Source organism: Hymenobacter actinosclerus (assembly GCF_900111515.1).
Taxonomy (GTDB): domain Bacteria; phylum Bacteroidota; class Bacteroidia; order Cytophagales; family Hymenobacteraceae; genus Hymenobacter; species Hymenobacter actinosclerus.
This window is the reverse complement of record NZ_FOHS01000003.1, coordinates 15,145-34,020: the sequence shown is the minus strand read 5'-3', so window position 1 is coordinate 34,020 and position 18,876 is coordinate 15,145. Positions and strand designations below refer to the sequence as shown.

Here is an 18,876-nt window from a genome sequence, read left to right as displayed (position 1 = left end):
AAGCAGGTTTGTTAGGGGCCGAAGTCACTGTTTGACCAGCGGGTGTTTTCGTGGGCAGCCCGGCGGAAGTACATGTAGGCGGGATAGAGCAGCAGCAGCACCAGGGCCAGCACGGCGTTGGAGCCGGCCGTGGCCCGGGCCTGCACTGTGGCCCGAAACTGCACCTGCTCGGCCTTAACCGGATCGGCCAGGGGGTAGAAGTTGAGGTGGTAGCGGCCGGCCGGCACCTGGTTGAGCAGCGTGGCCGCTTCCCGGTTGCCCTCCTGCCAGCTCTCGCCGCCTTCCACGCCCGAGTAATGCTCCAGGCTGCTGGTGGCGGCAAACTGCTGGCCGGTCTGCTCATTTACCAGCGCGTAGGGGATTTCCACCCAGCTGTTGTCCACACTGGCCCAAAGGTCGACGGTGAGCGCGCCGGTGCCGGGCACCGTGAACGAGGGCGACACCTGCATCGGCCGCTCGGGTACCTCCAGGGCCCCCGGCGCGGGAGCTGGGCTGACGAACTCCTGGTTGAACACCGTTTCGTTGCCCCACTTCATCAGGGCAACGTGGGTGAGCACCACGAGCAGGGCCATGAGCAGGGCGGCCGTGCGCAGCTGGGGCCAGGCCGTGCCGCCCGGGGCCGGCTGGGCGGCCCCCACGCCATTGCGGTCGGGCAGCTGCGTGAGCGGCACGCTAAACGCTTCGGCCACCTCGGCGGGCTCCAGGTGCCGGGCCAGGTACCAGGTATCGTGCTTGCTGGCGTTCCGCTCGCGCACCAGCATCTGCGGTGGATCGATGTATTCGGAAATCTTCAGGCTTTCATCGGCCAGGATATTCCAGTCGAATTCGCCCTCGGCGTACAGCACCCGGGGCGAATAGCGGTTGTAAAGCTGGAAATTATGTTCCGTGGTTGTAATGGAGCCCTCTTTGTCGGGCTTATACTGCTCGGCGGTGGGTTCAATCAGCAGCCAGTGGCCCTGGTACACGGCCAGCTGCCGGCTGGCGCCGGTGGTTTCGTGGCGGAGCTGAAACTCCTCCCAGCGGTAATCGGGCCCCTTGGCCTCGCAGCGCCATTGGTAGCCCGTAACGCGGTAAGTTTCGCCCGCCAGCTGGCCGGTGCTGCCCAGCGCCAGCGGCCGGGGGGGCTTTGGGTACTGTTTGAAGCGACGCAATTGTTTAGAAGCCCCACCGGCAGCCTGCTCGAAAAAAGTATGGCACTCGGGGCAGCCAAAAAAGGTGCTCTGCTGCACATCGAAATAACGTATCTCGCGGCCGCAGTGGGGGCAGCGCACGGCCGCCGGAGCAAAGGCAGGAGCGGGCTGGCTCATCGGCGGACTTCGGTTTTGTGCTGCTCGGTGGCCCCAAAAAAATCCAGCGTGGCCGCGTACAGCGCCCGGGCCCGGTCGGCGTTGTCGCGCCGGAAGTTGCTCAGGAATACATCGAACGTAGCCAGGCCGTGCTCGGGCCAGGTATGAATGCTCAGGTGCGACTCGGTGAGGGCCACCACGGCCGTGAAGCCGCCCTCGTCGAAGGCGTGGTAGGCCGCGCCGACCGGCGTGAGGCCGCGCGCGGTAATCTGCTCATCGAAGAAGGCGCGGCAGGCCGCCATGTTGCGCAGAGCCGGCTCCGGGGCCGTAAACGTAGCCAGAATATGCAGGCCGGGAGCGTAAGAATCCATCAGTAAAATGTATCCAGCCGACCTAAACTACCAGACCGGAGGCGGCAAGATAGCAAAATGCCCAGACGGCCCCAAGGCCAAACGGGTCCGGCAGAAAAGCAGACGTACGGTTTCAAAATCCTGCCGGCGCCCCTCCGGCAACCAGGGCTCCGGAAGGGGCTACTCCTTTCCCTGGGCACGGTTCCGCTTTGCAGGCAGCGCCCTACTTTGCCGGCGGGGCCAGGGCCTGAATCCAGGTACGGATGGCATCGAGGGCGGCAGTCGAAACGGCCGGCGCCTGCCGCCCGTCGATGAGCGGCCACTCGCTGGCGGGACCCTGGAACAGGTGATTGACGCCGCTCAGTTGCCGGCTTTCCACCATTTTGTTGGCCTTCAGGTTTTTGGTAAGCAGGCTGAGGTTGGTGTCGGCGCTGAGCAGTAAATCGTCGGCGCCGTGCAGCAGCAGCACCGGGCACTGCACCGCCGCCAGTTCCTGCTGAGGATAGAAGCGCAGGTACGAGCGGGCCCAGGGCGTGGTGAGGCGGTCGGCCACCGCGGCGTAGGCCGAATCGGGCTGGTTGGGCCGTTGTGCCCGCAGCGCCTGCAGCAGGCCGCGGGCGGTGGCATCATCGGGGGTGCGGCGCACGATATCGAGCAGCGGCCGCTGCGCCCGATCCAGCGCTTCGAGGCGCTTTTTTTCCTCGGCCCGCTGCCGCAGAAAAACCTGCTCCTGCTGCACCTGCAGCTGGGCCGCGTTGGCCCCGCTGCTGCGCATCTTCTCCAGCCGGGCCTGCCCGATGGCCCGGCTGGCCGTCTGCTCGCGGGTCGTGCGGGCCAGCAGCGAATCGGCCAGCGCGGCGGGCCAGCCCACGGCGGGCTGGGTGCTGAGCACCTCCAGGCCCGACTGCCCGGCCGCGGCCAGCGTGATAACAAAGGCGGGGGGCAGCAGCCGGCCGGCCGCCAGCAGCGCTACGTTGCCGCCCTCGCCGTGCCCCAGCAGCCCCAGGTGCGCCCCATCGAGCAGGGGCTGGGTGCGCATGAACTGCAGTGCGGCCTGGGCGTCGCGGGTGCGGTCTTCGGGGCTGGCCAGCTCGGTGCGGCCCCCGGTTTCACCCACGCCCCGGTCAGGAAAGCGCAGCACGGCAATACCGCGCCGGGTCAGATAATCGGCCAGTCCGCCCAGCAGCTTGTAGTCGCCGTAGCGGCCGTCCTGGTCCTGGGCGTCCCAGTCGGAGAGCAGCGCTACGGCCGGAAAAGGGCCCTCGCCGGCCGGGATGGTGAGCGTGCCGGCAAAAACAATCTTGTCGGCTTCGTTGGCGAATTTCACTTCCTGCACCCGGTAGGGCGGCGGAAACCGGAAGGTTTTGGGCGCGGCGGCCACCGGGGGCGGCACAAACTCCAGCGTGAGGGGGGCCTGATAGCCGGGCTGGCTCCAGATGCCCGTCAGGCGGTTGCCCTCGGCGGTGCGCACGCCTTTAAACCGGCAGCCCACCTGCTCGGCCACAAACACCACCGTGTCGCCCCGCTGCTCCACCGAGGTAGGAATGCGGTTGATGCGCTGGGGCACCACGTTCAGCACGGCAAAGCGGTTGCCGCTGGCCAGCTCCGTCACAAAAAGCTGAATCGGGAGGCTGCCGCCCGGCACAGCCAGCGGCCCCTTCCACTCGCCTTCGAGCGAATACTTACCCGGCCCCTGGGCGCGGGCCGATGGCAGCCCCGCCAGCAGGGCCAGCAGCAGCACCGGCAACCTCAGATAAGGCAGCGTGCGCAGCAAACGGCGGAAGTACAAGTAAGCAGTCATAGAAGTTGAAGCCGACCGGAACCCCGGGGTTTGCAAGGTATTGAATCTACTGTTGAGCTGCCCGGGCAGGCTGCCAGGGCAGCTAGGGCAGCAGTACGCGGTTAATCACGTGCACTACCCCATTGAGGCACTGCACGTCGGGAATGACCATGCCGGCCGGGGCAGCGTTGCCGGCGCCCTGCACCGACAGCGTGCCGGCCGCGAAGGGACCCAGGCGCAGACTACCGCCGCCCAGCGTGGGTAGGGCGGCGTTTTCGGGCAGCTCGGGGGTGAAGCGGCCGCCGGCTACTACGTGGTTGAGCAGCACAGCCTTCACCGTTTCTTTGGGCAGCTTGCGGATGTCGTTCGGCACCAGCAGTGGTACGCCCAGCAAAGTGCCCAGTTCCCGGAAGGCCTGGTCGGTGGGGGCAAAAACGGTTAGCTGGGGCCCGCCGGGTGTGACCGAAAGCTCCCTGGCCAGGTCGGCGTACAGCACGGCTTCTACCAGAAACGTCAGCTCCGGCTTCACGAATACTTCGGCCTGGCTCAATGCCACGGCCGACTGCACGATGTCGAGGTTGGTGGCCAGCAGTACTTTATCGATGACGTGAATGGTGCCATTGGCGGCCGGTACGTCGGTAGCAACGAGGCGCGAGCCATTAACGTAGCGGGCGCCATCGGCCCGCACAATAATGCGCCGGCCAGCCTCCTTGAAGGCCGAAGCTGAAGCGCTGCCGGCCGTTAGTTCGGAGCCCGGCAGGTTGCCGTTGGCTACGTGGTAATAAAGTGTGTTGGTCAGGAAGTCCTTCTGCAGCCCGTTCAGGTCGGCGGCCGCAGTGAGGCCCAGCCGGGCGAAGGCGGCATTGTTGGGGGCGAAGACCGTGAAGTTACCGCTGGGGTCGTTAGGATTTTTATTGGACAGCAGCGGAACCACTCCGCCGCGCACGGCCGCGTCTTCCAGAATCTGGAACTCGGCCGTATTAACGGCAACGGCGGCAATAGAGGGAGTGACATCCTGCTTCTCGGAGCAACCCGTTAATAGCAGGACGGCGGCACTTGCCAGGTAAAAACAACGAGAGGAGAGGTTACGCATATTTTGGCAAGGCAAAAGTTGGCTTTTCTGGCGTTCGTCGCCAGGTTCAGGCTCTATTAACGAGAACAAAAGTTCCCCGGATTTAGGGAAGATGCAAACCGCTGGCCGATTATTTCGCGTAGGTGAGCCGCTGGAATAACTTGCGTACACTACTTTTGTTCCTGATTCGGGAATTGTGTTATTCCGGTTAAGTGTGCTTACCTTTCTTTCTCGGTTAACTTCTTTTTTTCGATGAAACAACGCTACTTCTCGCCCATCGTGGCCGTTTTGCTGCTGAGCGGAGTGCACGCTTCGGCCCAGAGCCTGAGCAACGGCTTTATGTCGGGCCGCAAGCATGGCTCCCTGTCCGTTTCCACCACCCAGGAGTGGTACCAGCAGGTGTACCTGGTGCCTGAGAAAGTTGACCGGGTACCGATTTTCGAGCGGATTCATATCCAGTCGGTCAACCTGTTTGCCAACTACGGCCTCACCGATAAGATTGAGGCCGTGGTCAGTCTGCCCTTCGTGCGTTCCGAGGGCCACGCCGGCGAGCAGGTACTCAACGATTTGGGCTACACCAATGTGCGCCAGGGCCTGCAGGACGTAACCGGGCTGCTCAAGTTCAAGGCCTACTCCACGGTGCTGGGCAGCAGCGTGCTGAACCTGCTGGGCGCCGTGAGCGTGGGCACGCCGGCCAGCAAGTACAAAAGCGAGCAGGGCCTGGAGTATATTATTGCCATCGGCAACCGGGCCACCAAGGTTTCCACGGCCGGCATTGCGCACCTGCAAACGGCTTCGGGCGTGTTCGTAACCGGCCAGGCGGGCTACAGCCTGCGCTCGGGCCGGGTGCCCAACGCCTTCCTGGCCGAGCTGAAAACCGGTTACGCCGGCCCAGCCATCTACGTCGATGGCTGGGCTACCATGCAGCGCTCGGGCCCCGGCACCGATATTCTGCAGCCGGGCTTCGATGGCTTTTTTCCGGCTACCCGGGTTAACTTCATCCGGGTGGGGGCCAGTGCTTTCCGGCCGCTGGCCCAGGGCTTCGGGCTGGTGCTGGGCGGCAGCACCTACGTGGCGGGCCGCAACGTGGGCAAATCCACGGCCCTGACCGGCGGCCTGGCCTACAACTTCTAGGCGGCGAACCGGGGCAGCCAACTCAGCCCAAGCAGCCTCCCGGCCGTGCCAGCCAGGCGTGGCCGGGAGGCTGCTTCGGTTGGGCGGCTTACCTTCGTGTTCTACTTCCCCCCATTCGCTGCCCTATGCTTATGACAACTGCCGACTTCCGCCTCGAACACGATTTTCTGGGTGAGCGTGAGATTCCGAATAACGCCTACTACGGCATCCAGACGCTGCGGGCCCTCGAAAACTTCGCCATCACGGGTATTCCGCTGAGCTCCGAGCCGCTGTTTGTGCGGGCGCTGGCCTACGTGAAAAAGGCCGCCGCGCTGGCCAACGCCGAGCTGGGCGTGCTGCCCGAAGGCATTGCCCGGGCCATTGCTGCCGCCTGCGACCGGGTGGCCAGCGGTGAGTTCAACGACCAGTTTCCGACCGACATGATTCAGGGCGGGGCGGGCACTTCGGTGAACATGAACGCCAACGAGGTAATTGCCAACGTGGCCCTCGAAATTATGGGCCACCAGAAGGGCGAGTACCAGTTCTGCCACCCCAACAACCACGTCAACTGCTCGCAAAGCACCAACGACGCCTACCCCACGGCCTTCCGCATTGCCCTCAGCCACAAGCTGGTGAGCTACAGCGAGGGGCTGGGCGAGCTGGCCGGGGCCTTTGCCGCCAAGGGCGTGGAGTTCCAGGACGTGCTGAAAATGGGCCGCACCCAGCTCCAGGACGCCGTGCCGATGAGCATGGGCGACGAGTTCAACGCCTTCGCCACCAACCTGCGCGAGGAGCTTTCCCGCATCGAGGACAGCCGCCGGCTTATCAGCGAAATCAACATGGGCGCCACGGCCATTGGCACCGGCGTAAATGCGCCCCAGGGCTACGCCGAGCTGGTTACGCGCCACCTGAGCACCATTGCCGGACTGGACCTGATTCTGGCCGGCGACCTGTTCGAGGCCACCTACGACACCGGCGCCTACGTGCAGCTATCGGGCGTGCTCAAGCGCACGGCCGTCAAGCTCTCCAAAATCTGCAACGACTTGCGCCTGCTCTCCTCGGGCCCGCGCTGCGGCATCAACGAAATCAACCTGCCCGCCCAGCAGCCCGGCTCCAGCATCATGCCTGGCAAGGTGAACCCGGTTATCCCGGAGGTAGTCAACCAAACGGCCTATTACGTCATCGGCGCCGACCTGACCGTAACGATGGCCGCCGAGGCGGGGCAGTTGCAGCTCAACGTGATGGAGCCGGTTATCAGCTTTGCGCTGTTTACCAGCATCAGCTACATGAGCAACGCCTGCCGCACGCTGCGCGAAAAGTGCGTGGTGGGTATTACGGCCAACCGCCAGCACGCCGCCGAGCTGGTGTACGGCAGCGTGGGCATCGTTACGCAGCTCAACCCGCTGCTCGGCTACGAGGCCTCGGCCGACATCGCCAAGGAGGCCCTCAAAACCGGCAAATCCGTCCACGATATTGCCGTAACCGAGCGCCAGCTGCTCACCCAGGAAAAGTGGGACGAAATCTTCACCTTCGAAAACCTGATTCGCCCGGACTTCATTCAGTAAGTGAATGAGGGACTCGGTGAATGAGTGACTCGGTGAATGAGTGAACTCGTCTGTCATTGCGAGCGGAGCGAAGCAATCCGGTAGAAACCAAACGGCAAGCTCCGAATAAGCGCAAAGCCTCTAGTGTCCGTCGTGGCATTAGGGGCTTTGCGCTTTCCGCAGCTTACTGCTTTGGCCGGGCAGATTGCCTCGCTTCGCTCGCAATGACAGACGAGTTCACTCATTCACCAATTCACTCATTCACCAACTCACTCATTCACCAATTCACTCATTCACCAACTCACTCATTCACCGACCTCGCCGCTCCAGTAGTACGATGGGCTCGTCGTGGTACTGGGGGCGCGCGATTTCGCGGTAGCCGAAGCGGGCGGCCAGGCGCAGGGAGGGGGCGTTTTCGGGGTTGATGATGCAGACGGTGCGCGGGGCGGCCAGGTGGGCGTCGGCCCAGGCCAGGGCGGCGGCTACGGCTTCGGCGGCGTAGCCCTGCCCGTGCAGGCGTGGGGCCAGCACCCAGCCGGCTTCGGGCACGTTGTCGATGGAAGGGGTGAGGCCCCGTTGGTACTCGGCCAGGCCCACGGTTCCGCAGAAGCGGCCGGTGGCCCGCTCCTCCAGGGCCCAGTAGCCGTAGCCCAGCAGCGCCCAGTGGCCCATGAGCGTGAGTATGCGCCGCCAGTTGTCTTCCTTAGGCGTTGGTTTTTTGGTCAGATAACGGTAGAAATCGGGGTCCTGGTGCAGGGCGCTGTACTCGGAAAGGTCCTCAAGCCGGAAGGCGCGCAGCAGCAGCCGCTCGGTATGGAGCTCGGGAACCAGGGCGGGGGAACTGAAGCCGGGAGTGTGCATGCGGGCAAATTGCGAAAAAGGCGCCGATTACCGGGTGGCCGGGCCGTAGCCGGCGGGTTTGCCGTAGCTTTGAACCATCTCAGCGACTCAGCAAGGCCGGTTTATGAAAGTACTGTTGGTGGAAGACGAGCCCAAGCTCGCGTCGTTTGTCGAAAAAGGGTTCCGGGGGGAAGGCTACGAGCTTGATGTGGCCTTCGACGGACAGCTGGGGTTGTCGTTTTTTCGGCAGCACGCGTACGACCTCATCATCCTCGACGTGAACCTGCCCCACTACAACGGCTTTGAGCTGTGCCGGCTGATCCGGCTGGAAAACCCCGACGTGCCGGTGCTGTTCCTGACGGCCCTCGACAGCCTCGACGACAAAGTGCGCGGCTTCGAGGCCGGCGCCGACGACTATCTGGCCAAGCCCTTCAAGTTTCAGGAGCTGCTGCTGCGGGCCCGCGCCCTCACCAAGCGCCAGGCCGGCCGCTCGGCCGTGGCCCGCACCCTGCGCCTGGCCGACCTGGAGCTGAACCTGGAGCGCAAAACCGTCACCCGCGCCGGCCAGCGCATCGAGCTCACGGCCCGCGAATACACCCTGCTCGAATACCTGCTGCTCAACCGCGGCCGCATTATCTCGCGGGTCGACATCACCGAGAAAGTCTGGGAGCTCGACTTCGACACCAACACCAACGTCATCGACGTCTACATCAGCCACCTGCGCCGCAAGCTCGACAAAGGCTTCTCCCCCAAGCTCATCCACACCGTAGTAGGCATGGGCTACGTAATGCGGGAATAGTGAATAGTGGTTAGTGAAGAACGTCATTCTGAGCAGCGCGAAGAATCTCGCGTGCTGACGTTGTACCGATTGTTCAACGATAACACGCGAGATTCTTCGCTCCGCTCAGAATGACGTTCTTCACTAACCGCTAATCACTAACCGCTAATCACTAACCACTAAAAAATGCTGTTTCGGAACCAGTTGATGCTGTGGTTTATGGCGCTGGTGTTCACCATTCAGCTGTGCCTGACGGGGTTCATCTATTACTACAGCGTGCGGGCACGGGAGCTGCGCTTCTACCACCGCCTCGAAAGCAAGGCCGAGCAGACGGCCCACTTGCTCATCGGCCGCCTCGATTTGCAACCCGAGGCGCTAAGCAGCCTGCGCAAAAAGGATTTGCTGACCATGCACAATGAGCGCATCAGCATTTATGCGCCCGATGGAAAGCTGGTTTTCCAGATCAGCCAGAAAAAGAAAGAAGCCATATCCAAGGCCGATTCGGTGTATTTCGGCCAGATTACGCGCAGCCAGCCGGCCCGCTTTCATCGGGGTGCCGTAGAGGTGCTGGGCATGCAGTACCGGCACCGCGGGCAGCGCTACTTCATTTTTGTGGCCGGGCGCGACGTATTTGGGCGGCGTGAGTTTGCCACGCTGCGCGCCATTCTGCTGGGCGGCAACCTGGGGGCGCTGGTGCTCATTATTGGGGCGGCCTGGCTTTTTGCGGGCCGCCTGCTGCGGCCGCTGGCGCGCATGGTGGCCGAAGTGCGCGGCATTACGGCCAGCAACCTGCGCCAGCGCGTGGACGAGGGCAACCGCCGCGACGAAATTGCCCAGCTGGCCATCACCTTCAACCAGATGCTGCGCGGGCTGGAGCAGGCGTTTGAGGCCCACAAAAGCTTCGTGGCCCACGCCTCGCACGAGTTGCGCACGCCCCTGGCCACGGTGCTGGGCACGCTGGAAACGGCCGCCGCCTACGACCCCGACCTGCCCACGGCCCGCCGCAGTATGGAGTCGGCGGTGGAGGAAATCCAGAAGGTCATCGACCTGACCAACAGCCTGCTGGCGCTGGCCAAAGCCGAGGGAGCGGCGCCGGAAACCGAGCTCGTGCCCTTCGATGATGTGGTGCTGCGGGCCGTGGCCAGCTGCCGCGCCCGCTACCCGGGCCGCACCGTGCAGGTCGATTTTGGCTCCTGGCCCGACACGGTGGAGGTGCCCTTCGGCACCCGCGGCAACGAGCAGCTGCTGCACACGGCCGTGCTCAACCTGCTCGACAACGCCTGCAAGTACTCGGCCGACGGCGTAAGTGTGCAGCTGAACTACAACCCCGCCCGGCAGCTGTGGCTGCGCGTAGCCGACACCGGCACGGGCCTGCCGGCGGCCGAACTGGCCCGCCTCACCGAGCCCCTGTTCCGGGGCGAAAACAGCCGCGACCGGCCGGGCTTTGGCCTGGGGCTGCCCATCACCCAGAAAATTGTGCAGGCCCACGGCGGGCAGCTGCGGATAACATCGGTGGTGGGCGAGGGCACGCAGGCCGAGCTGTTGCTGCCGGCCGCTTAATGTTCTTTTAATGTGGCGCTCAGACGGCGTTAATACCGTTGAAATACTTTTGTGTTGTACTTTATGTAGCTCCCGGTTTATGGCCGCTCCTGTTCATTCGTCTACCCCTGCTTCTTTGCTTACCTGGCTGCTGGCCGGGGCGCTGGTGCTGTCGGTGGGCGTAAACCTGTACTGCCTCACGCCCGACTACCAGTCGGTGCGGCAAAACCGGGCCGGGGCGCCCAACACGCTGGGTCTCTTCGATGGCGACGACGACGATGAGGAGCAGGACAGCGCCTGGACGGCCCTGCACGAAGAGCTGCGCCAGACCCGGCAGCGCCTGGCGGCCTGCCAGAGCCGGGCCGCTGCCCAAGCTGCCGCCCCCGATACGCTGGCCCTGCGCTAAGTCGGTACCCCAACTTTCTGCTGGTAACCTGAATTCAACCGCACTGGTATGATTAACCCCCTGTTTTTGCCCCTGGCGCTGCTGCTCAACTACTGCGCGCCCACTTCCGATGCGTCAGCCTTAACCGCCCCCGACTCTCGCAGCAGCGCGGCCAGCTCCGGCCCGAGCGCGCCGGTTTCCGGCCGCCTGGCCTACGATTTCAGCCAGCCGGCTGCCACTTACCCCATGCCCGCCGAGCTGGCCGAGCTGTCGGGCATTGTGTTCAGTGGCCAGGGGCAGCTAACCGGCGTACAGGACGAAACCGGCCGACTCTACGAGTACAGCCTGACCGATAAGCGCGTCACCCGCACCGTTGATTTCGGGCCGGCCGGCGACTACGAGGACCTGGCCCGCGTGGGCAACGACTGGTTTGTGCTGCGCAGCGACGGCACGCTGTTCCGCCACTCGGCCAGCGGCACCCGGCAGTACCAGACCGGTCTCACCATCGAAAACAACGCCGAGGGCCTTACCTACGATGCCCGCTCGAAAACCCTGCTTGTGGCCTGCAAAGGCTCGCCCGGCGGCAACCTGACTGCCACCAAGCGCGCCATCTACCGCCTCGACCCCACCACGTTCAAAGTGCAGACGCCCGCCGCCTACGTACTCGACGTGGACGCTATTGTGGCCTCGGTGCCCAAGCCTGCTGGTGCAGATGTCGCGCCGGAAACAGCTAGAAAGGGCAAGAAAGGCAAGAAAAGCAAGCAGGCGGGCGGGCTGAAGGGCTTCGCGCCCTCGGCCGTGGCCGTCCATCCGCGCACGGGCCACGTATTCGTGCTGTCGGCCCGCCAGAACGCGCTGGTGGAGCTGAACGAGGCCGGCGAGCTGCTGGCCGTCGCGCCGTTGCCCGGCAACCTGTTTCCGCAGGCCGAAGGGCTGGCTTTCACGCCCGAAGGCGACCTGTACATTGCCACCGAAGCCGGAAAAAAATCGGGCCAGGCAATGGTGCATCTGTTTCGCGAGCAGCGCTGAGTGCGGCAACTACAATTCCTAAAACCAGCCTTTGATGCATAACTTGAAACAACTGGCGGGCCTGAGTTTGGCTTTGCTGCTACTGCCGGTGCTGGCCTCGGCGCAAACCGCCCGCCCTGCCACCCCGGCCGCTGCTACCTACGTGGCCCCCACTTTCCGGCTGACGCAGGCCGCGGCCCTGGAGTTGGCCGTGCGGGCCCGCGCCAAGGCCGCGGCCCTCAACCAGCAGGTATCGGTGGCCGTGGTCGATGCCAGCGGCCAGACGATTCTGCTTTCTCAGGGCGACGGGGTAGGACCGCACAACACGGAAGCCTCCCGCCGCAAGGCCTTCACCGCTGTATCTACCAAAACCCCCACGCTGCTGCTGGGCCGCAAGGCCCGCACCAACCCCGACACCCAGAACCTGGCCAACCTGCCCGAATTGCTGCTGCTGGGCGGCGGCGTGCCGTTGCGCTACCAGGGCCAGGTGATTGGGGCGGTGGGCATATCGGGCGGCGGTGGCGCCGAAAACGACGACCTCATCGGCCACGCGGCCAGCCTGCCCGAAGCGGGCATTACCACGCCTTAACCTGTGGCGGCCCATGGTGGCCGTCAGTTCTTTTACCCGTTTGTCATGTTGAATTTCCCTATGAAAACCCTGCTTATTACCCTGCTGAGCCTGCTTCCCCTGCTGGGCCTGGCCCAACAAAAGCCGCAAACCCCACCCGCTTACCAGCTCAGCACCCACATCCTCGACATCAACCAGGGCCTGCCCGCGGCGGGCGTAACGGTGCGCCTCGAAAAGTACGACCCGGCCAAAAAAACCTGGATGGCCGTGGCCGAAAAAACAACCGACGCTGCTGGCCGCATTGGCGACTTTCTGCCCACAGCCGGCAAGGATGGCACCCAGCAGGGCATTTTCAAGCTCACCTTTCTGACCAAGCCCTACTTCGCGGCCAAAAAGCAGGAATCGTTCTACCCCTACATCGAGGTGGTGTTCGAGCTAACCGACGGGGCGCATTATCACGTACCTATTACGCTGTCGGCGTTCGGCTACTCCACCTACCGGGGCAGCTGATTGCCCGGCCCGATTCCTCTCACCCTCCTGACTGCCACTGCTTATGAAAAAGTACCTGTTTGCGCTGCTGCTCACGCCCGCTTTGCTCACCGGCTGCGAATCGACCAGGAATACCATCACCACTCCTGATACTTCGACCGGCATGAGCCAGAAAACCGAGGGCATCAAAAACAAGCACTGGCAGCTGGTGATGCTGGAGGGCCAGCCCGTGAAGATGGCCGCCGGCCAGGAGCGCGACGCCTACTTTATGCTCACCGACAGCAGCCGGGTGGTTGGCTACGGCGGCTGCAACAGCCTCAACGGCTCGTACGAGCTGAACGAGCAGCAGATGCGCCTGCGCTTCAGCAACCTGCTCACTACGCTTCGGGCCTGCCCCGGCCCCGAGAATGAGCGCGGCTTCCTCGAAGTGCTCAACCAGGCCGACAACTTTACCCTGCAAGGAGATACGCTGATGCTGAACGTGGGCCGCCGTGCCCCGCTGGCCGTCTTCCACGCGGTGTACTAACGCGCTTCGGCCAGGTGCCGGCCTCCGCTGACAGGCGCTTCTGCTGCTCTTGGCGGGGCAGCTTTCAATTCCGGCGGCGCTGCCCGGCCTCATCCAAATTCGTTCAGCGGCGTAGTTAGTAGGATGGGGCCTGTTCCGGCCCGTCGTCAGGCGGGAGCTGCATGTTTCGCTTCGCGATGGGCCGGAGGGTTCTGCACTGTTTTGTTGTGCGTATGCACCAATACCCGGCCAGCCTGTCTGCCGGGCATCATTCATTCCTGCTGCCCGCCGGCGGCCAACTGCTGGAGCCATGAAGCCTTCCGAACTATTCGACCTGAGCGGTAAAACGGCCATCGTAACCGGTGGAGCCAATGGCATCGGGTTGGCCAGCAGCCAGATGCTGGCCGCTTTCGGGGCCAACGTGGTTATTGCCGACCTCAAGCTGGAAGATGCCCAGCGCGCTGCCGCCAGCATTGCCAGCCGCGGCGGCCAGGCCCGGGGCCTGGCCTGCAACGTTACCGACGACGAGGACCTGACCAACCTGGTAGACAAGACGCTGGCCGAGTTTGGCGGCATTCATATTCTGGTGAACAACGTGGGTGGCGGCGGCGCGGGCAAGGAAAGTCCGAGCCAGCTTACGGTCGCGCAGTTTGCGCGCGTGTTCGAGCTGAATGTGTTCAGCATGTGGCGCCTGTGCCAGCTGTGCGCTCCGCACATGCAGCAGGCCGGCTACGGTTCCATTATCAACATGTCGTCGATGGCCAGCATCAACCACAGCCCGGCCATCAGCGCCTACGCCTCCTCCAAGGCCGCCATCAACCACATGACCCGCAACTTGGCCTTCGATTACGGCCCCATCATCCGGGTGAATGCCATTGGGCCGGGGGCGGTGCGCACCGGGGCGCTGGCCACCGTGCTCACGCCCGAAATCGAGCAGCGTATGCTGGCCCACACGCCGCTGCAACGTTTGGGCGAAGTGGACGACATTGCCGGGGCCGTGCTCTATTTCGCGGCACCGGTTTCGGGCTGGGTGAGCGGGCAGGTGCTGTTCGTGAACGGCGGGGGCGAGCAGACGCTGGATTAGGCCCCTCAGCAACCCTGCTACGCCCCTGCAGCATACCGCAGCTGCTCCGGCCCACCTGTTTTCGCCGGCCCCATGCCCTGGCCGCGGCCCAGCCCGATACCTTTATGGTAACTTGAGCAAGCCAAACCACTCCGGTAGCGTCTAACCTCTCACTTTCTACTCGTTTCATTCATGAAAAACATCCCGTCCACTTCCGGCCCCATCTACATCACTAAAGTCGACTACCAGCACCTGGTTGATCTGGTGCGCCAGGAACGTCAGGTAACCGGCAACCGGGTGGTCGAAGGCCTGGAGCGGGAACTGAAACGGGCCGAAATGGTAGACTCGTACGACATTCTGCCCGACGTGGTGACGATGAACTCGCGCGTGCGGCTGCGCAACGCGACCAACAACAGCATGCTCGAAATCACGCTCGTGTACCCGCGCCACGCCGATATCAAAGCCAACAAAATATCCATTCTGGCCCCCGTAGCCACCGCCGTGCTCGGCTGCCGCCCCGGCGACAAAGTGGTGTGGCCCATGCCCAAGGGCGAGGCCACCTATTTCGTGGAGGCCGTGCTGCACCAGCCCGAAGCCAGCGGCGACATAGCCGGCTGAGTGGACCGAATTAAAAACCGAACGTGAAAAATTAAAAATTTCTCCGATTGACAGCGAAACCAAATTGTAGCGCCGCGCCACTCAATGCCCGGCCAAAAAACACGACTGATGCGCAGCTGCCATAAATAGCCCGGAAGAAAGCCCCGGAACCCCGGGTTTTTACTTTTTCACTGCTGATTTTTAATTGAACGATGTACGATTTTGCCGCTTTTGCCGAGCCCGCTACCTGGGTTAGCCTGCTCACGCTCACGCTGATGGAAATAGTGTTGGGCATCGACAACATCATTTTCATTTCCATCATCGTCAGCCGGCTGCCGGCGGCCCAGCAGGCGCGCGGGCGCACCATCGGGCTGATGCTGGCCCTGGTGTTCAGGCTGGGGCTGCTGCTGAGTATCAGCTGGATTATCGGGCTGCGGGCGGCGCTGTTCACCCTCGACTTGCCCTGGCAGGACGAGCCCTTCGGCGTGAGCGGCCGCGACCTGATTCTGCTGGCCGGCGGCCTGTTCCTGATTTACAAGAGCACCACCGAGCTGCACACCAAGCTCCAGGGCGAAGAGGAAACCGAAACCCCCGGCGCCGGCTCGGCCACCATGACCAACGTCATCTTCCAGATTATCGTGGTCGATATCGTGTTCAGCTTCGACTCCATTCTGACGGCCGTGGGCCTGGTGGATAACGTGCTGGTAATGATTGTGGCCGTGGTTATTTCGATGGGCCTGATGCTGGCCTTCTCGGGCGCGGTGGCTGGTTTCGTCAACAACAACCCCACCATCAAGGTGCTGGCGCTGTCGTTTCTGATTATGATTGGCGTGATGCTGGTGATGGAAGCCGGCCACCAGGAAATCGAGAAGGGCTACCTGTACTTCGCCATGGCCTTCTCGCTGCTGGTCGAGCTGTTCAACATCCGGTTGCGCAAGAAGTCGCCCGCCGGCCCCGTGCACCTGCGCGACTCCAACTTCGACTAAGCCGGCAGCTACTGCCGACTTAAGGCTGGCCGCGGCCGGCGCTATTTTGGGCAACCAACGTAGCGCCGGCCGCGGCCAGCCACTTTCGGGCCGCGGCCATATTGGGCGCCGAGTACTCGATGCCCCAGAACACGAAATCGGTGCCGCAGCCCACTGCCCGCTCGCAGTACCGCGCCTCGTCAATCTGCCGGAGCACGCCGGCCAGGTAGTCGCAGTCGGGTTGGTCGGGGGCCGGGAAGTGGGCGTGCAGCAGCGCCGGCACCTGCGGCGGCCGGGCGTGGGCGAGCTCATAGGCCAGCCCCTCGGCAAAGTCGGCGGCGTAGGGCGGGCGCTCCGGCACCGTGGGTAATTCGGGCGGCCGCTGGGCCGCCAGCTGCTGCCGTTGCGCAATGGTGGCGGGTCGGGAGGGCATGGCGCTGGGGTTTGTGGGGTGAGGTAGCGCGGCTGGTGGGCCGGCCGGTGTCAGTTCTTACGGAAGTCGGACGGCCGGGCCTGGGTGAACTCGAAAAAGGCGTTGCTGAACGAGCCGATGTTGTGGTAGCCCACCTGAAAGGCAATTTCGCTGATGCTCTGCCTCGATTTAAGCAGCAGCTCGATGGCCTGAATCATGCGCAGGGTTTTAAGATACTGCAAAAACGAGATGTGCAGCAGGGCCTGAAACAGGCGCGACATGCTTCGCTCGCTCATGCTGAACTCCTTGCTCAGCGTTTGCAGGCTCAAGGGCTCGGCCAGGTTTTGCCGGAGGTAGCGCGTGATGGTGTTCATGCGCGCATCGTCGGTGATGGGCAGCACGATGGGCAGCGACTTGTGGCCCAGCTGGGGCAGCAGCTGCTTGAGGGCCATCAGAAACTCGAAGTTTTCGTCGGTGCGGCTCACGTGCCGGCCGTCCCAGCATTTGGAGTAGCCAATCATCTGGATAAGCAGCTCGGAGGCCGGATAAATGCCCAGCTGACTGTAGAACGGATGGTTTTCGTCGTGCTCGGCGTAGAAATAAAGCGAGCGGAACACCGTGCCCGAGTGGCCGATGCGCACCACGTGCTCCAGGCCTTTGGGCACCCAGAAGTAGTGCCGCGCCGGCACCACGTAGGTACGAAACCCAATGGTGATGTGGGCCACCCCGCCCTCCACGTAGCTCAGCTGCCCCTTGGTGTGGGCGTGCAGCGGAATGAGCTTTTCCGACGCCTCGTGCATCACGAACACGGAATCCGGGTGCCGGTCGATTTCGGGCAGGGCGGCAATAAGTCCCATTGGGTAGCAGGGTTGAACAGGGTAGGGGAGGGCGGGCAGCGTGGCGCCGTAAGCGCCGGCAACCTTACGAAGTACGCAGGGGCCGGGCGCAAATTCAGGCAAAAGTCGGCACTGGGCCGGAATCAATAACGAATTGGCCGTTTATAAAAAGTATGCGCCTTTTCGCCCCGGTACTTTTGCCCCTCGAAACCACGACAACCCCATTATGCGACAGGGACGGCTGCTTTTATCGGCGGCACTAGCACTCACCGGCGGCGCTCTGCGAGCCCAGCATCACCCCACTTCCCTAACCCAATCTCCCCCCACCGATACGCTCCGCCTGACGCTGCCCGAAGTCTGGCAGCGGGCCGATGAGCACAGCCGGGTTGTGACTATTAAAAAGCAGGCCGTGGCCGTGGGCCAGGAGGAAGTGCGGGACGCCATAACCGAGCGCCTGCCGGAAATCGGCGTGATGGGCAGCGCCGAGAAGGCCACCAACATTCCCATTTACACCAACGGCCTGCTTAGCGCCCCCGAGCAGCACGAAGTCATCCACACGCTCTACCGGGTGGGGGCCGATTTCTACCTCAATATTTACAACGGCAACAAGCTCAACCTCAAAATTGAGCAGGAGCGCATCCGGCTGCGGCTGGCCGGGGTCGAGCAGGCCCAGGCCGTGTCCGATATCCGCTACCTGGCCGCTAGCCGCTACCTGGAGTTGCAGCAGGCCGCTATTTTCCGGGGGCTGCTGCGCGAGGATATCCGCAACCAGGAAAAGCAGCTGCTCGAAATTGAGGCGCTGCACCGCAACGGCGTGGTGCTGAAAAGCGACCTGCTGCGGGTGCGCCTGGAACTGTCAAGGCGCAAGCTGGCCCTGGTAACCATTGAAAACGACCTGCGCCTGGCCAGCCAGAAGCTCAACCAGCTCATCGGCGAGCCCGACGAGCGCACCATCCAGCCTGCGCCGCTGGCCGACCCGGCTTCCAACGAACTGCACGCTTACCCCGCCTACCTGGCCGAGGCGCTGGAGCACTCCTTCCTCAACCAGCTTTCGGAGCAGCAAACCGAGCTGAGCCGCCTGAACGTGCGGCAGGTGCAGGCCAACGTGCGGCCCAAAGTGGGCATGTACGGCGACTTCTACTACGCCAACCCCCAGATTTTCCTCTATCCCTACAACCCCTACTGGTACTCACTGGGCATTGCCGGCATCCGGGCCTCGTTCCCGATTTCGGCGCTCTACCACAATGTGCACAAGGAAAAGGCGGCCCGCCTGGAGCTGGCCAAGGAAGAGGAAATGCACCACGACACCCAGGACCGCGTGCGCCAGCAGGTGAACGAGGGCTACCTGCGTTACCAGGAGGCGCTGGTGCGCATTGGGGTGGCCGAGGTGAACGTGGCCCAGGCCCGCGAAAACGGCCGCATCGTCAAAAACACCTACTTCCACCAAACCGCCCTCATCACCGACCTGCTCGACGCCGACGTGCAGGTGCTGCAAACCCAGTTCGAGCTGGCCGCCGCCCGCATTCAGGCCCAGAACAAATACTACCGGCTGCAAAACGTAGTCGGCACGCTATGAGCTTTTAGCTGAAAGCTGGTAGCCCTCAGCCCTCAGCCCGTCATGCTGAGCGGAGCGAAGCGAAGTCGAAGCATCTCTACCGCAACAGTAATCAACTCACTCTCAACGAAGCGGTAGAGATGCTTTGGCTCCGCTCAGCATGACGGTCAATCAGTACGACAGTACCATCA

The 18,876-nt window shown here is 63.3% G+C and carries 20 protein-coding genes; 13 read left to right on the top strand and 7 right to left on the bottom strand.

The window, feature by feature from the left end; translation table 11 throughout:
• Positions 1 to 11 precede the first annotated feature (11 nt).
• The 4 genes from BMY67_RS11745 to BMY67_RS11730 form a co-directional block, all read right to left on the bottom strand.
• Positions 12 to 1,307 (bottom strand): DUF4178 domain-containing protein, encoded by a 1,296-nt coding sequence (locus tag BMY67_RS11745; RefSeq protein WP_092771780.1) that lies wholly within the window; start codon positions 1,305 to 1,307, stop codon positions 12 to 14.
• On the bottom strand, positions 1,304 to 1,657 hold the full coding sequence (locus BMY67_RS11740; RefSeq protein WP_092771778.1) for an S-adenosylmethionine decarboxylase family protein: 354 nt from the start codon (positions 1,655 to 1,657) through the stop codon (positions 1,304 to 1,306). The genes BMY67_RS11745 and BMY67_RS11740 overlap by 4 nt, the downstream gene beginning before the upstream one ends.
• Positions 1,658 to 1,859: 202 nt before the next feature.
• A complete protein-coding gene (locus BMY67_RS11735; RefSeq protein ID WP_092771776.1) occupies positions 1,860 to 3,437 on the bottom strand; it encodes a serine aminopeptidase domain-containing protein in 1,578 nt (525 codons plus the stop codon).
• Positions 3,438 to 3,519: 82 nt separating this feature from the next.
• Positions 3,520 to 4,509, bottom strand: a complete 990-nt coding sequence (locus BMY67_RS11730; RefSeq protein WP_092771774.1) for a fasciclin domain-containing protein — start codon at positions 4,507 to 4,509, stop codon at positions 3,520 to 3,522.
• 231 nt (positions 4,510 to 4,740) lie between these two features.
• Between BMY67_RS11730 and BMY67_RS11725 the strand changes: the two genes are divergently transcribed.
• The gene (locus BMY67_RS11725) at positions 4,741 to 5,622 is read left to right on the top strand and encodes a hypothetical protein (protein ID WP_092771771.1); all 882 of its coding nucleotides are present in this window, start codon (positions 4,741 to 4,743) and stop codon (positions 5,620 to 5,622) included.
• A 125-nt stretch (positions 5,623 to 5,747) separates the two neighbouring features.
• Entirely contained in the window at positions 5,748 to 7,166 is a 1,419-nt protein-coding gene (gene aspA / locus BMY67_RS11720; RefSeq protein WP_245745028.1) for an aspartate ammonia-lyase, read from the top strand.
• Between the two features lie 288 nt (positions 7,167 to 7,454).
• Here aspA and BMY67_RS11715 read toward each other — a convergent pair whose 3' ends face one another.
• Positions 7,455 to 8,006, bottom strand: coding sequence for a GNAT family N-acetyltransferase (locus tag BMY67_RS11715; RefSeq protein ID WP_092771767.1), 552 nt, complete (start codon positions 8,004 to 8,006; stop codon positions 7,455 to 7,457).
• Between the two features lie 103 nt (positions 8,007 to 8,109).
• On the opposite strand from BMY67_RS11715, the gene BMY67_RS11710 reads away from it, so the two are divergent.
• The 10 genes from BMY67_RS11710 to BMY67_RS11665 all read left to right on the top strand — a co-directional run bounded on the left by BMY67_RS11710 (position 8,110) and on the right by BMY67_RS11665 (position 15,903).
• Complete coding sequence (locus BMY67_RS11710; RefSeq protein WP_092771765.1) at positions 8,110 to 8,784, top strand: response regulator; 675 nt, start codon at positions 8,110 to 8,112, stop codon at positions 8,782 to 8,784.
• Between the two features lie 165 nt (positions 8,785 to 8,949).
• Positions 8,950 to 10,323: a sensor histidine kinase gene (locus BMY67_RS11705; RefSeq protein ID WP_092771763.1), complete on the top strand. Its 1,374-nt coding sequence runs from the start codon at positions 8,950 to 8,952 to the stop codon at positions 10,321 to 10,323.
• Between the two features lie 115 nt (positions 10,324 to 10,438).
• Complete coding sequence (locus tag BMY67_RS11700; protein WP_092771761.1) at positions 10,439 to 10,708, top strand: hypothetical protein; 270 nt, start codon at positions 10,439 to 10,441, stop codon at positions 10,706 to 10,708.
• A 48-nt stretch (positions 10,709 to 10,756) separates the two neighbouring features.
• Positions 10,757 to 11,716 (top strand): SdiA-regulated domain-containing protein, encoded by a 960-nt coding sequence (locus BMY67_RS11695; protein ID WP_092771759.1) that lies wholly within the window; start codon positions 10,757 to 10,759, stop codon positions 11,714 to 11,716.
• Between the two features lie 34 nt (positions 11,717 to 11,750).
• Positions 11,751 to 12,284: a heme-binding protein gene (locus BMY67_RS11690; protein WP_092771757.1), complete on the top strand. Its 534-nt coding sequence runs from the start codon at positions 11,751 to 11,753 to the stop codon at positions 12,282 to 12,284.
• 45 nt (positions 12,285 to 12,329) lie between these two features.
• Positions 12,330 to 12,773 (top strand): hydroxyisourate hydrolase, encoded by a 444-nt coding sequence (uraH, locus tag BMY67_RS11685; RefSeq protein WP_245745027.1) that lies wholly within the window; start codon positions 12,330 to 12,332, stop codon positions 12,771 to 12,773.
• Positions 12,774 to 12,816: 43 nt separating this feature from the next.
• A complete protein-coding gene (locus tag BMY67_RS11680) occupies positions 12,817 to 13,278 on the top strand; it encodes an META domain-containing protein (protein ID WP_092771753.1) in 462 nt (153 codons plus the stop codon).
• Positions 13,279 to 13,567: 289 nt separating this feature from the next.
• Complete coding sequence (locus BMY67_RS11675; RefSeq protein WP_092771751.1) at positions 13,568 to 14,341, top strand: glucose 1-dehydrogenase; 774 nt, start codon at positions 13,568 to 13,570, stop codon at positions 14,339 to 14,341.
• A gap of 171 nt (positions 14,342 to 14,512) precedes the next feature.
• Positions 14,513 to 14,938: a nucleoside diphosphate kinase regulator gene (gene rnk / locus BMY67_RS11670; protein WP_092771749.1), complete on the top strand. Its 426-nt coding sequence runs from the start codon at positions 14,513 to 14,515 to the stop codon at positions 14,936 to 14,938.
• A 191-nt stretch (positions 14,939 to 15,129) separates the two neighbouring features.
• Positions 15,130 to 15,903, top strand: coding sequence for a TerC family protein (locus tag BMY67_RS11665; protein ID WP_092771747.1), 774 nt, complete (start codon positions 15,130 to 15,132; stop codon positions 15,901 to 15,903).
• Positions 15,904 to 15,922: 19 nt separating this feature from the next.
• Here the strand turns inward: BMY67_RS11665 and BMY67_RS11660 are convergent, their stop codons facing one another.
• Together BMY67_RS11660 and BMY67_RS11655 are read right to left on the bottom strand one after the other, a co-directional pair.
• The gene (locus tag BMY67_RS11660; protein ID WP_092771745.1) at positions 15,923 to 16,315 is read right to left on the bottom strand and encodes a hypothetical protein; all 393 of its coding nucleotides are present in this window, start codon (positions 16,313 to 16,315) and stop codon (positions 15,923 to 15,925) included.
• Between the two features lie 50 nt (positions 16,316 to 16,365).
• Positions 16,366 to 17,151: an AraC family transcriptional regulator gene (locus BMY67_RS11655; RefSeq protein ID WP_092771743.1), complete on the bottom strand. Its 786-nt coding sequence runs from the start codon at positions 17,149 to 17,151 to the stop codon at positions 16,366 to 16,368.
• Positions 17,152 to 17,356: 205 nt separating this feature from the next.
• On the opposite strand from BMY67_RS11655, the gene BMY67_RS11650 reads away from it, so the two are divergent.
• Positions 17,357 to 18,706 (top strand): TolC family protein, encoded by a 1,350-nt coding sequence (locus tag BMY67_RS11650; protein WP_092771741.1) that lies wholly within the window; start codon positions 17,357 to 17,359, stop codon positions 18,704 to 18,706.
• Positions 18,707 to 18,876 lie beyond the last annotated feature (170 nt).

Bases quoted from the DNA above. Each gene is read 5' to 3' on its own strand.
- BMY67_RS11705 (WP_092771763.1), top strand. From the start codon at position 8,950: ATGCTGTTTCGGAACCAGTTGATGCTGTGGTTTATGGCGCTGGTGTTC.
- BMY67_RS11715 (WP_092771767.1), bottom strand. From the start codon at position 8,006: ATGCACACTCCCGGCTTCAGTTCCCCCGCCCTGGTTCCCGAGCTCCAT.
- BMY67_RS11710 (WP_092771765.1), top strand. From the start codon at position 8,110: ATGAAAGTACTGTTGGTGGAAGACGAGCCCAAGCTCGCGTCGTTTGTC.
- BMY67_RS11660 (WP_092771745.1), bottom strand. From the start codon at position 16,315: ATGCCCTCCCGACCCGCCACCATTGCGCAACGGCAGCAGCTGGCGGCC.
- BMY67_RS11650 (WP_092771741.1), top strand. From the start codon at position 17,357: ATGCGACAGGGACGGCTGCTTTTATCGGCGGCACTAGCACTCACCGGC.
- uraH (WP_245745027.1), top strand. From the start codon at position 12,330: ATGTTGAATTTCCCTATGAAAACCCTGCTTATTACCCTGCTGAGCCTG.
- BMY67_RS11725 (WP_092771771.1), top strand. From the start codon at position 4,741: ATGAAACAACGCTACTTCTCGCCCATCGTGGCCGTTTTGCTGCTGAGC.
- BMY67_RS11690 (WP_092771757.1), top strand. From the start codon at position 11,751: ATGCATAACTTGAAACAACTGGCGGGCCTGAGTTTGGCTTTGCTGCTA.
- BMY67_RS11735 (WP_092771776.1), bottom strand. From the start codon at position 3,437: ATGACTGCTTACTTGTACTTCCGCCGTTTGCTGCGCACGCTGCCTTAT.
- BMY67_RS11680 (WP_092771753.1), top strand. From the start codon at position 12,817: ATGAAAAAGTACCTGTTTGCGCTGCTGCTCACGCCCGCTTTGCTCACC.
- BMY67_RS11665 (WP_092771747.1), top strand. From the start codon at position 15,130: ATGTACGATTTTGCCGCTTTTGCCGAGCCCGCTACCTGGGTTAGCCTG.
- BMY67_RS11655 (WP_092771743.1), bottom strand. From the start codon at position 17,151: ATGGGACTTATTGCCGCCCTGCCCGAAATCGACCGGCACCCGGATTCC.
- BMY67_RS11695 (WP_092771759.1), top strand. From the start codon at position 10,757: ATGATTAACCCCCTGTTTTTGCCCCTGGCGCTGCTGCTCAACTACTGC.
- BMY67_RS11745 (WP_092771780.1), bottom strand. From the start codon at position 1,307: ATGAGCCAGCCCGCTCCTGCCTTTGCTCCGGCGGCCGTGCGCTGCCCC.
- BMY67_RS11675 (WP_092771751.1), top strand. From the start codon at position 13,568: ATGAAGCCTTCCGAACTATTCGACCTGAGCGGTAAAACGGCCATCGTA.
- aspA (WP_245745028.1), top strand. From the start codon at position 5,748: ATGCTTATGACAACTGCCGACTTCCGCCTCGAACACGATTTTCTGGGT.
- BMY67_RS11730 (WP_092771774.1), bottom strand. From the start codon at position 4,509: ATGCGTAACCTCTCCTCTCGTTGTTTTTACCTGGCAAGTGCCGCCGTC.
- BMY67_RS11740 (WP_092771778.1), bottom strand. From the start codon at position 1,657: ATGGATTCTTACGCTCCCGGCCTGCATATTCTGGCTACGTTTACGGCC.
- rnk (WP_092771749.1), top strand. From the start codon at position 14,513: ATGAAAAACATCCCGTCCACTTCCGGCCCCATCTACATCACTAAAGTC.